Here is a 10,667-nt window from a genome sequence, read left to right as displayed (position 1 = left end):
ATGCGCTTGCCGACGGGCCACTGCACATCGATGAACTCGCCGACAAAGTCGGAGCCGATTCCGATGCGTTGCGCAGGGTGTTGCGAGCATTGATCAGCAAGGGCATCTTCGCTCAGGGCGACGATGGCCGCTATGAGCTGACCGAGCGAGCAGACCTGCTGCGCTCGGACGCCCCGGTATCTATGGCGGCCCTGGCGCGGCTCGTGGGCGCACCGCAGGAGCGCGAACATTGGAGCCTGCTCACCCAGACTGTTAGAGCCGGCACTTCGCCGGTCCAGGCGTTACGCGGTAAGCGCTTCTTCGACTACCTGCGCGACGAACCCGAATTCAGTGCGATCTTCAACGACGCGATGACCGGCTTGTCGGCGTACGTAGATGGACCGCTCGTAGCGGCGTATGACTTCACGCCATTCGCTACCATCGTCGACGTCGCGGGCGGTCATGGCCGCTTGCTCGCGGCCATCCTGGCCTCGGCCCCGAACACGCGTGGTGTGCTGTTCGACCTTCCCGATGTGGTGGCCCAAGCAGCGCCGCTGCTACGAAAGTTAGGCGTGGCGCAACGGGTTCGCCTGGTTGCGGGCTCCTTCTTCTGCGATGTTCCGCCGGGAGCTGATGCCTATGTGCTCAAGCACATTGTGCACGACTGGTCCGATGACGCGGCGCTGCAAATCCTGCGGAATGTGAGGAGGGCTGTGCCGACCGGCGCGGCCTTACTGCTCGTCGAGACGGTAATCCCCGAAGACACCCGCGAATTCATCGGCAAGATCGCTGACATCGAGATGTTGCTGTTCAACGATGGGCGTGAACGCACCGCCAAGGAGTATCAGCGACTCCTCGCTGAAGCCGGCTTCGAGATGACTCAAATCTTCGATACCGAAACGGATTTCAGCGTGATCGAGGCTCGCGCCAGATGACTCTCGACGGGACCCTACCGCCGGACACGCAAGGGCTGACGTATGTGCTGATTCCAGGCGGCTGGCACGGCGCCTGGTCCTGGCGGCCGGTTGCCAACCGGCTTCGCGCGGCGAGCCATCGGGCGATCACCCTGACGCTGCCGGGTCTGGGCGACGGCGATGACCCGTCGGGTTACCAGCTCGGGGACGCGGTCGACTACATCGTCAACGAGGTGCGCCGGCTCGAGCTGGACAACGTGGTCCTCGTCGCGCACAGCTGGGGCGGCTACCCCGCGACCGGCGCCGCTCACCTTCTGCGCGGCCGGGTCAGCAAGATCGTCTACTACAACGCTTTTGTGCCGGTTCGGGTCAGGTCGCTCGTCGACGAAACCCCGCCAGACACACGCGAGTTGATGCTGCAATTGATCGACGGATCACCGTTCGGCGCCATTGCACCGAGCCTGGAGTACGTCGAGCAGCTGTTGCTGCAAGGCGTCGCCCCAGCGTTGCAGCGATTGGTGGCGGATCTGATGACCCCGCAACCCGGCGGCTACTTCCTCGGCGCTCTCGACATCGATGCGGCGAGTCTCGGTGTTCCCACCGCCTACGTCACCGGCGACAGCGATCAGGCGATGCCGCACCCGGGGCCCGAATTTGCCGCCCGGCTCGGTGTAAAACCGGTCGCCGTTCCGGGGACACACGACGGAATGCTGACCCACCCCGACGAAGTGGCCAATGCGATCCTCGCGACCTGACCGGGCAGTAGTGGTTATTGGTGCCGGCCCGGCCGGCATTTCTGCCGCGCTGAGCTTGAAGGACAACAGAATCCGGCCATTGCTCATCGACCGGGCCGATGCAGTGGCCGCGTCGTGGCGCGGCCGGTATGACCGGCTCAGGCTCAACACCGGTCGGCAGTTCTCCCACTTGCCGGGCCGGCCATACCCGAAGGGGACTCCGCTCTATCCGACTCGTGACCAGGTCGTCGCGCACCTTGACCGACACGCGCGCGAGGACGGCATCGACCTCCGGCTCAACACCACGGTCGAGCGGATCGACCGCTGTACGGTGGGATGGCGGTTGACAACGTCTGACGGCGACCTCGACGCTCGACACGTCGTGGTCGCCACGGGTTACCTGCACACTCCCTTGATCCCGGATTGGGCCGGCACTTTCAGCGGTGAGCTATTGCATTCATCGAGTTATCGAGGCCCGGCGCGGTACGCGGGCAAGCGTGTGCTGGTGGTCGGGTCGGGATCCTCGGGAATGGAGATCGCCCACGACCTGACCGTAGGCGCGGCGGCCAAAGTCTGGCTCTCGGTAGGAACTCCACCAAACCTCTTGCCGCGTAAGGGGCCTGTCGGGCTGCCCAACGACGTGCTCTCGATTCCGTTGTTCCATCTGCCCCCGCGGGTAGCCGACCGGATCTCTAACGCAGCGCGCCACCGCGCATTCGGCGACCTCCAAGAATTCGGTCTGCCTGTTCCGGAGGAAGGCCCGTTTGCCAGAGCCCACCGGCTGCACGCCGCACCGACAGTGGTCGACCGCGAGGTCATCGACGCGGTGCGCGACGGATCCATCGAAGTGGTCGGGGCGGTCAGCGCGCTCGAGGGTGCCAAGGCGGCGCTGGCCGACGGTGCACGAATTCAACCCGACGTGATGATCTGCGCGACCGGATACGGGCCCGGCCTGGGCCCATTGGTCGGGCACTTGAGGGTACTCGCACCCGACGGCGGACCGGTCCTGCTGGCGCCGACGCCTGCGGCCGATGGCCTGTACTTCCATGGTCTGCTGAGCCGCCCAGCGTTGATCGGCTACGTAGCGAACCAATCGCGAACCCTGGCCAGGCGCATCTCGCAAGACTGCCATTCGATCGCTCAGGCGTAGGCCGTTCGGAACCTGTCCCGATAGGCCTTCGGGCTGATGCCCAGGTGGTTGACGAACACGCGTCGCAGGGTTTCGCTGCTGCCGAAGCCGGCCATGCCCGCGGACTCGCTGACGGACCGGCCGGATTCCAATGCCCCACGGGCGAAATCGATGCGAACCAATTCGACATAGCGGGCCGGGGTCATCCCGAGCTCGGATTGGAAGAGCCGGGTCAGCTGACGGGTGCTCAGTGACGCCCGCGCGGCAAGGGACTGCACGCTGTGGTTCGCGGCCGGGTCGGCCGCGACCGCGTCGATGACCGCACGCAGCGGCGACTGCGGCGGGGGATCGGCCTCGACCAACACCGAGAATTGTGATTGGCCCCCTGCGCGTTTGAGGTAGACGACCAGCCACCGGGCAACGTTGCGGACCAGTTCGGTGCCGTAATCCATTTCGACCAGCGCCAGCGCCAGGTCGATGCCCGACGAGATCCCGGCCGAGGTGAAGACGTTGCCGTCGCGGACGAAGATCGCGTCGGGATCGACGGTGACATCGGGGAAGGCACGCGCGAACCGCCGGGCATCGTGCCAGTGCGTGGTGGCGCGCCTTCCGCTGAGCAGGCCCGCCTGCGCGAGGACGAACGACCCGGTGCAGATGGAGGCCAGCCGCCGGGTCCGGGCCGACACCGATCGGATGGCCTCGACCAGGGCGGGGTCGATGGCGTGCGCGGGCAGGTTGTCGCTGCCGGCGACCAGGACGGTGTCGGCGGATTCGATCGCAGCAATGCTGTCGGTCACGCCAAGTCGGGACCCGAGCGAACTGGTCACGTCGCACCCGTCCAGCGACGCGATCTTGACCTGGTAGTCGGCGCCGAACCGGTTGGCCTCGACGAAGACCTCACCCGCGCCCGCGACGTCCAACAGCGTCACCCCGTCGAACACGACGATCACCACCACCCGCGTACGCGCTTTGGCTTCGGTCACGCCAGCCATTGTGTCGCAATTTGTGGGAAATATGGCGGCTGGGCGGCTAGCGGGCCGACCGACGGTGACGAACGCGTCGCATTCTGTGGTGAAGACGGCTCAAACGATTCGGGTGGCTTGAACGGCGCGGTCGAATACTGAGGACAGTCCACCCGACACAGGAGGTTGATCATGGTCACTCAACACGTCGAGAGTATCGCCGACATCGTCATACCGGACACCCCGCTGGTTCGCGAGATCACCGAGTTCATCCGCGAGGCCGAGGGTGACCTGCTCTTCGACCATTCGCGGCGCGTGTTCTTGTTCGGTGCGCTGCAGGGGCGGCGCCGGGGCCTGGAGCCCGACCTGGAACTGCTGTACGCCGGGGCGATGTTCCACGACCTGGGCCTCACCGAGCGGTATCGCACCTCCACCCTGCGCTTCGAGGTGGACAGCGCCAACGCGGCGCGGGCTTTCCTGTTGGACCATGGCGTCGGCGAGGCCGACGCCGCCAAAGTGTGGCTCGGCATCGCGTTGCACACCACGCCCGGCATACCCGAATTCATGGAACCCGAAATCGCTTTGGTCACAGCCGGTGTCGAGACCGACGTGCTGGGCATCGGACGCGACGACCTTTCCGCGGAAGCCCTCGCCGCGGTCACCGCGGCGCATCCCCGGCCCGACTTCAAGCGGCGAATCTTGGCTGCCTTCAACGAAGGCATGAAACACCGCCCGCACAGCACCTTTGGCACCGTCAACGCCGATGTGCTGCAACACTTCGATCCCACCTTCCGCCGTGACGACTTCGTCGAGATCATCCTGAACAACACCTGGCCCGAGTAGGCGCTCCGTCCGCGCGGCCGGTGATGTCGCGAACTGTGGGATAGCGGTCTGAAATCGCACCGGTGCCCCGACGGTCACCGCAGCAGACTGAGCGGTGACCGCCGGGGGATGCGGCGGTTCTCATCAGGTGCGATCACAGGAGTCAGCTTGAAGACGAACGCGTCCGAAATCGGGGACACCGCAATAGTTCTCGGGGGAAGCATCACCGGCTTACTGGCGGCACGGGCACTGGCCGACTTTTATCGCGACGTTGTCGTGATCGAACGAGACGTTCTCCCGGACGGACCGCGGACCCGCCGCGGGGTCCCGCAAGGCGGCCTGCCGCACATCCCACCGGCACGGCTGACACGAAGTTTGGAACAGCTTTTTCCCGGTTTCCTCGACGAATTGGTGGTCGGCGGTGCCCGAGTCTGGGACGACGGCGACCTGTCGCGCCTCTGCATCAATTTCGGTGGACACGAGTTGCTGCGCTCGGGCAATGTCCCAGACCCGGAGTCGATCGTTATCCACTACGCGCACCGCGCTTTTCTCGAGTGGAACCTACGTCGACGCGTGCATGCCCTTCCCAATGTCGAGTTGCTGCAGGGCTGTGACGCGGTCCGGTTGACGTCCACCCAGCAGCGCGCCCGCGTGACGGGTGTCGTGGTGGCGCGACGTGACTCGGGCGCCGAAAGCGTCCTGACCGCAGACCTTGTCGTTGACGCGACGGGCCGCGGGTCGCGGACACCGATCTTTCTCGAAGAACTCGGGTATCGCCGTCCACGCGAGGACGAATTGAAGGTGCACGTCACCTACGCCGGTCTGCCGGTTTATGTGGAGCCGGGCACCTTGCGGGAGAACGTCACGCTCACCGCCGCCCAGCCCAACCGCCCGGTCGCATTCGCGATGTTCGCCGGGGAGAACAACGCGTACATGCTCGCGGTGCAAACTCTGTCCGGGCAACCGGCGCCCACCGATCGCGCCGCCCTGTTCGATTGTCTGACCGGTGTAGCGCCCCCACATGTGCTGGCCGCCGCGCGGGCCGCGGAACCGCTCGCGAACGTCACGCATTACAAGTTTCCCTCGAATCGATGGCGACGCTACGACAAGCTGACGCGCACGCCCGACGGCCTGATCGTGATGGGCGACGCGCTGTGCAATTTCAATCCTCTTTACGGCCAAGGCATGTCGATCGCCGCCATCGAGGCGTTGATTCTGCGTGATTGCCTTCGGGACGGCGGCGACAAACTGCCACGGCGGTTCTTCGGCCGCGCTGCCAAGGAGATCGCCGTGGCCTGGCACACCGCCGTGAGTTCGGACCTGGCACTGCCGCAAATAGCGGGGAAGCGAACCGTGTCGGTGCGGCTCAGGAACGCTCTGGTGGAGCGCATGGTCCGCGCCGCGCAAACCGACCCGGAAATGGTCCAGCGATTCCTGCATCTGATGAACATGGTCGGCCGGCGCGCGGAGCTGTTTCATCCATCCACGATGCTGCGCATGGTTCCGAATGCGCGGAACGTCCCGATAGCGACTCGGACCTCAGCGTGAGCGCTGCCTCGATCGACAGAAAGCAGGACATGACGCGAAGCGACTGCCACACTTGGGATTTGGCCACCGGTGACCTGGCCGCCGCCCGGCCCGGCCGCCCCGGCTGATTAGCGGACATGTCGACATACGTCCTGATCCCCGGCGCCTGGCATGGGGCGTGGTCTTGGCGTCCGGTCGCCCAGCGGCTGCGCGCGGCGGGCCACCGGGCCATCACCTTGACGCTGCCCGGCATGGGCGACGGCGAGGATCCCTCGGGATACCAACTTCACGATGCGGTCGATTACATCGCCCGGCAGGTGCGGCGGCGGGAATCCGGCGCGGTGGTGTTGGTTGCCCACAGCTGGGGCGGTTTCCCCGCGACCGGCGCCGCGCAAGTGCTCGCCGGTCGAGTCGAGAAACTGGTGTACTACAACGCGCACGTGCCGCTGCCCGGCAGGTCGCTGATCGACGAGAACCCGCCCGACAAGCGCCTGTCCGCACTGCGGTGGATCGAGGAATCGCCGGTCGGAGGCGTTCCGGCAACCGCGGACTATCTCGGACGGGAACTGATGCAGGGCGTTTGTGCTGACCTACAGCGGCTGGTGGCGGACCTGCTCACCGTTCAGCCCGGCGGTTACTTCCTCGGTGCCCTCGACATCCATCCGATCGACCTTGGCATCCCGTTGGTCTACATCGCCGGCGAAGACGACCTGGCGATGCCGCGGCCGGCGGCCGAATCGGCCGCGCGGATCGGGGTCCGGCCGGTCGTCGTTGCGGGCACGCACAATGGGCTGCTCACCCACCCCGACGAGGTGGCCCAGGCGATCCTCACCGCCTGACGGCCAATGTCGGATTCTGTGGGAAGAACGGCCGCAAACCGACTCCTCCCTGACCGCGCGGCGGCGCACACTTCAGGCAAGCAGTGAAGGAGACGCGGTCATGGCCATTCCATCGATAACAGCCGTTGCGGACATCGTGGTCCCCGACACCGCGCTGGTGCGCGAGGCAACCGAGTTCATCCGCGCCGCCGAGGACGACGTCCTCTTCCACCATTCCCGGCGGGCGTACTTCTTCGGCGCGCTTCACGGGCGCCGCCTCGGGCTGCACCCAGACCTGGAACTGCTCTACGTGGCGGCGATGTTCCACGACCTGGGTCTCACGTCGCGCTACGGCGCCTCGACCGAGCGCTTCGAAATCGACGGTGCCGACGCGGCGCGCGAATTCTTGGTGGAACGTGGCGTCGAGGAGGCGCAGGCGCAGAAGGTGTGGTTGGGCATCGCCCTGCACACGACGCCCGGCGTGCCGGCCCGCCTGGACCCGGAAATCAGTTTGCTCATCGCCGGTGTCGCGACCGACGTCGTCGGTGCCGGCCGCGAGGCCCTGCCTTCTGACGCTGTCGAGGCGGTCACCGCGGCCCACCCGCGTCCCGACTTCAAGAACCGCATCCTGGTCGCCTTCAACGAAGGCATGAAGCACCGCCCGGAGACCACCTACGGCACCATGAACGCCGACGTCCTGGCGCATTTCGATCCGAACTTCACGCCCGCCAACATGGTCGACGCGATCCACAACAGTCCTTGGCCCGAATAGTGGAAGGAGCAGAACAATGGACATCTACGAAGGCCTGTACACCACCCGGATGATGCGCCGGCTGCGCCCGGATCCGATTCCGTTGGAGACCCAGGCGCGGATACTCGATGCGGCCGTGCGCGCCCCGAACGGGGGTAACACCCAGCGTTGGCACTTCGTGGCCGTGGACGATCGGGAACTCATCGGCAAGTTCGCCGAACTGTTCCGCAAGGCCCGCGCCATCGAATACGAGAAGTTCAGCACGGGAACGGGACCGATGGTCGCCACGGCGCCGGGAGCGGATCCCGCCGCGCACGCCGAAACGATGCGCCGAATGAAGGGCTCGGGCAATTACCTGGCCGACCATTTCGAAGAGGTCCCCCTGTTGCTGTTCGTCTACTCCATCGATGACCTAGGCGGCGCCAACATCTACCCGGCCATCTGGAGTGCGTTGCTCGCCGCCCGCGCCGAGGGAGTCGGCGGTGTCATGACGATGGTGCTCCGCAATTTCGAGGACGAGGTGAACGAGCTACTGGGAGTTCCGGCCGAGCAGGGCTGGAAGATGTCGGCGATGCTCACCCTGGGCTACCCGTTGGGCAGGTGGGGCGTCGCGGCCAATCGCCATCCGGTGCACCAGGTTTCGTCCCGCAACGGCTGGGACAAGCCGTTCGGCATCGAAGTGCCGCAGCCACTGTGGCCGCCGCACGACGAGATGACGGCCGGCCTGGCCGCGGCGGGCTGAACACGTCTTGCGGCGCAACGGGTTTGCGAGGAAGGTATCTCACATGAGCGGACCAGATCCAATCGGCGTCACCGTGGTGCAACCGGGGGAGGGCGAGGTCGTCACTCTCCCGGGCTTCGGGGCGGTGTTCAAACTGTCCGGCAAGACCAACGGCGGCGAGGTGTCCATCGTCGAGCATCCGTTCGCCGTCGGCCTGCTCACCGCGGCGCACCGGCACACCCGCGAGGACGAGCATTCGATCGTGCTGGCCGGTGAGATCGGGTTCCGTTCCGACGACAGCGAAGTGGTGCTGGGTCCCGGTGGATACATCACCAAGCCGCGCGGGCAGATGCACGCGATGTGGAACGCCGGCAGCGAGCCGGGCCGCATCATCGAGGTCATCACCCCCGGCGGGTTCGAAAACTACTTCCGCGAGTTGGGCGAGCTGCTCGTCGAGCACGACCAGGACCCGGCGGGCACACCGCTGCACGAGCTGCCCGAGTTCGGCAAGCTCGCCGACAAATATGGGCTGACGTACGGCTCGCCGGAGTGGATGGACGACATCGCCCAGCGATACGGGCTGAACCCGCCGTCGCACTGAGCCGTTCGCGGCTTCGATGCCCGCTGAGCGGGCGATTTGGTCGCCGAGAGACCGGTTCGGTAACCTGGCATTCACCAACGCGGGGTGGAGCAGCTCGGTAGCTCGCTGGGCTCATAACCCAGAGGTCGCAGGTTCGAATCCTGTCCCCGCTACCAGGTAAAACGGCCCCCGGAGATAGCTCCGGGGGCCGTTTTCATGCCTAGCGCGCCAGCACGTCCTCGATGGCGCTGATGACCTCCGGGGCGTCGGGCTCGGTGCGGGGCCGGAAGCGGCGCACCACCTCGCCGTCGGGTGCGAGCAGGAACTTCTCGAAGTTCCACTGGATGTCGCCGGCCTGGCCGTCGGCGTCGGCGGCCTTGGTCAGCTCGGCGTACAGCGGGTGGCGGCCGTCGCCGTTGACGTCGGTCTTCTCCAACAGCGGGAACGTCACGCCGTAGGTCGTCGAGCAGAACTCCTGGATTTCATCGGCCGTGCCCGGCTCCTGGCCCATGAACTGGTTGCAGGGGACGCCGACGACCGTTAGGCCGCGGTCGCGATAGTCCTTGGCCAGCTTTTCCAGGGCCGTGTACTGCGGCGTCAGCCCGCATTTGGAGGCGACGTTGACGACCAGCGTTGCGCCGTCCGACAATTCGGCCAGCGTGGTCGGCCGGCCGTCGAGGGTGGTCAGGGCGATGTTTTTCAGGGTCACGCCGACGACGCTAACGCACGTCAGAGCCAGCCGGTGCGGGCGGCGGCGACCGGCTCGGCGGGCTCCGGGGCGAGCTCGCCGTTGCGCACCCCGTCGAGCAACCGTTTCACGGCGGCGACGATCTCCGGAGCGGCCGCCGCGAGCCCGGCCGTGTCGGCCTCGCTGACCTGGTCGGCGTCGACGCCGGCGCGGGCCAGCACGGCGGCCGGGTCGGCGAGCTGCTCGGTCAACCAGGCCAGCGGGTCGGCGGACAGTTCGGGGACGAAGTGCCGGCGGCTGGGTTCCCACCCGTTGAACTGCGGGTGGTGATGGGCGCGGTCCAGGGTCCCGGGTGGGCTCTCGGTGGACCCGAACAGGTCGACCCGCCACACCGGGCGGGTGAACGCGATCGGGACGCCGGCGTAGATCGAGCCCTGCGGCTCGGCCCGGTCGACGAGGCGCAGTTCCAGCCTGACGCCGCGCTCCGGCGTCTCCTGACCTTCGAGCGGGGACGGGTCGATGAAGTACATGTCGCCGACGACCACACCCAGGGATTCGAATCCGAACGCTGCCAGCATCGCGCACCTTTCGTTGTCCTCATCGAGGTTCTCATCGAGCGTAGACCCGGCATCTTGCCAACCGCGGCGCCCGACGAATTTGTGAACAGCGGTTCGCACAAGTTCGGCCGTCGCGGTACATTTCACTGACTTCGTTAGTGCACAGTTACGAAGCCCCTGGCAAAGGCAGGGGAGTGGATTTGTCGCCGCGCCGGCAGGCGGCGGCGCGGACGTGAGGGGTGGCGGCGGTCTTGTCGACGAAAACAGGTCCCAGCTCACCCGTGCAGATCAACTCGCAACGAACCCCGCCCTACAAGTGGATCGCCCTCGCCATGATGCTTGTCTGCGGGCTGATTCTGGCCTTGGTGTACGGCCAGTTTCGCGGTGCATTCACCGAGAAGACGCAGCTGACGATGATTGCGTCGCGGGCCGGTTTGGTGATGGATCCGGGTTCGAAGGTGACGTATAACGGGGTGGAGATCGGC

Annotated in this window: 12 protein-coding genes, 1 tRNA gene and 1 pseudogene; 11 read left to right on the top strand and 3 right to left on the bottom strand. The window is 66.3% G+C overall.

From position 1 onward, the window contains the following. The 3 genes from A5646_RS05180 to A5646_RS05170 all read left to right on the top strand — a co-directional run. A partial coding sequence (locus tag A5646_RS05180) for a methyltransferase (protein WP_067020348.1) occupies positions 1-914 on the top strand: 914 nt, incomplete at its 5' end. Next, a complete protein-coding gene (locus tag A5646_RS05175) occupies positions 911-1,648 on the top strand; it encodes an alpha/beta fold hydrolase (RefSeq protein ID WP_231998241.1) in 738 nt (245 codons plus the stop codon). The genes A5646_RS05180 and A5646_RS05175, both read left to right, overlap by 4 nt. Continuing rightward, complete coding sequence (locus tag A5646_RS05170) at positions 1,629-2,777, top strand: NAD(P)/FAD-dependent oxidoreductase (protein WP_067020345.1); 1,149 nt, start codon at positions 1,629-1,631, stop codon at positions 2,775-2,777. Before A5646_RS05175 ends, A5646_RS05170 begins: the two co-directional genes overlap by 20 nt. On the opposite strand, the gene A5646_RS05165 is transcribed toward A5646_RS05170, so the two are convergent. Continuing rightward, the gene (locus A5646_RS05165) at positions 2,768-3,748 is read right to left on the bottom strand and encodes a GlxA family transcriptional regulator (protein ID WP_197497896.1); all 981 of its coding nucleotides are present in this window, start codon (positions 3,746-3,748) and stop codon (positions 2,768-2,770) included. The two genes, A5646_RS05170 and A5646_RS05165, sit on opposite strands and share 10 nt — an antisense overlap. A 162-nt stretch (positions 3,749-3,910) precedes the next feature. Here A5646_RS05165 and A5646_RS05160 point away from each other — a divergent pair, with 162 nt between their 5' ends. The 7 genes from A5646_RS05160 to A5646_RS05130 all read left to right on the top strand — a co-directional run bounded on the left by A5646_RS05160 (position 3,911) and on the right by A5646_RS05130 (position 9,113). Continuing rightward, a complete protein-coding gene (locus A5646_RS05160; RefSeq protein ID WP_067020342.1) occupies positions 3,911-4,561 on the top strand; it encodes an HD domain-containing protein in 651 nt (216 codons plus the stop codon). A 147-nt stretch (positions 4,562-4,708) separates the two neighbouring features. Then, complete coding sequence (locus A5646_RS05155) at positions 4,709-6,088, top strand: FAD-dependent oxidoreductase (RefSeq protein ID WP_369806909.1); 1,380 nt, start codon at positions 4,709-4,711, stop codon at positions 6,086-6,088. Between the two features lie 116 nt (positions 6,089-6,204). After that, positions 6,205-6,906: an alpha/beta fold hydrolase gene (locus A5646_RS05150; protein ID WP_067020339.1), complete on the top strand. Its 702-nt coding sequence runs from the start codon at positions 6,205-6,207 to the stop codon at positions 6,904-6,906. A gap of 100 nt (positions 6,907-7,006) precedes the next feature. Continuing rightward, positions 7,007-7,657 carry an HD domain-containing protein gene (locus A5646_RS05145; protein WP_067020336.1) on the top strand — a complete coding sequence of 217 codons (651 nt, stop codon included), beginning with the start codon at positions 7,007-7,009 and terminating at the stop codon, positions 7,655-7,657. 16 nt (positions 7,658-7,673) lie between these two features. Then, positions 7,674-8,378, top strand: coding sequence for a nitroreductase family protein (locus A5646_RS05140; RefSeq protein WP_067020333.1), 705 nt, complete (start codon positions 7,674-7,676; stop codon positions 8,376-8,378). Between the two features lie 43 nt (positions 8,379-8,421). Further along, positions 8,422-8,958 (top strand): cupin domain-containing protein, encoded by a 537-nt coding sequence (locus A5646_RS05135; RefSeq protein ID WP_066871104.1) that lies wholly within the window; start codon positions 8,422-8,424, stop codon positions 8,956-8,958. Positions 8,959-9,036: 78 nt separating this feature from the next. After that, a tRNA-Met gene (locus tag A5646_RS05130) sits at positions 9,037-9,113 on the top strand. Positions 9,114-9,157: 44 nt separating this feature from the next. Here the strand turns inward: A5646_RS05130 and A5646_RS05125 are convergent. Continuing rightward, positions 9,158-9,646 carry a glutathione peroxidase gene (locus A5646_RS05125; RefSeq protein ID WP_066871102.1) on the bottom strand — a complete coding sequence of 163 codons (489 nt, stop codon included), beginning with the start codon at positions 9,644-9,646 and terminating at the stop codon, positions 9,158-9,160. A gap of 20 nt (positions 9,647-9,666) precedes the next feature. Then, the gene (locus tag A5646_RS05120; protein ID WP_066881664.1) at positions 9,667-10,203 is read right to left on the bottom strand and encodes a hypothetical protein; all 537 of its coding nucleotides are present in this window, start codon (positions 10,201-10,203) and stop codon (positions 9,667-9,669) included. Positions 10,204-10,514: 311 nt separating this feature from the next. Here A5646_RS05120 and A5646_RS05115 point away from each other — a divergent pair. Continuing rightward, positions 10,515-10,667 (top strand): annotated as a pseudogene (locus A5646_RS05115) (MCE-family protein MCE1A); the annotation flags it as partial.

It is taken from the genome of Mycobacterium sp. 1245499.0 (genome assembly GCF_001673615.1).
Taxonomy (GTDB): Bacteria; Actinomycetota; Actinomycetes; order Mycobacteriales; family Mycobacteriaceae; genus Mycobacterium; species Mycobacterium europaeum_A.
The sequence above is the reverse complement of the archived record's forward strand: the minus strand, read 5'-3'. Positions and strand labels throughout refer to the sequence as shown.

Coding starts and splice junctions, on each gene's coding strand:
- A5646_RS05175 (WP_231998241.1), top strand. CDS start 911: ATGACTCTCGACGGGACCCTACCGCCGGACACGCAAGGGCTGACGTAT.
- A5646_RS05170 (WP_067020345.1), top strand. CDS start 1,629: ATGCGATCCTCGCGACCTGACCGGGCAGTAGTGGTTATTGGTGCCGGC.
- A5646_RS05165 (WP_197497896.1), bottom strand. CDS start 3,748: ATGGCTGGCGTGACCGAAGCCAAAGCGCGTACGCGGGTGGTGGTGATC.
- A5646_RS05160 (WP_067020342.1), top strand. CDS start 3,911: ATGGTCACTCAACACGTCGAGAGTATCGCCGACATCGTCATACCGGAC.
- A5646_RS05150 (WP_067020339.1), top strand. CDS start 6,205: ATGTCGACATACGTCCTGATCCCCGGCGCCTGGCATGGGGCGTGGTCT.
- A5646_RS05145 (WP_067020336.1), top strand. CDS start 7,007: ATGGCCATTCCATCGATAACAGCCGTTGCGGACATCGTGGTCCCCGAC.
- A5646_RS05140 (WP_067020333.1), top strand. CDS start 7,674: ATGGACATCTACGAAGGCCTGTACACCACCCGGATGATGCGCCGGCTG.
- A5646_RS05135 (WP_066871104.1), top strand. CDS start 8,422: ATGAGCGGACCAGATCCAATCGGCGTCACCGTGGTGCAACCGGGGGAG.
- A5646_RS05120 (WP_066881664.1), bottom strand. CDS start 10,203: ATGCTGGCAGCGTTCGGATTCGAATCCCTGGGTGTGGTCGTCGGCGAC.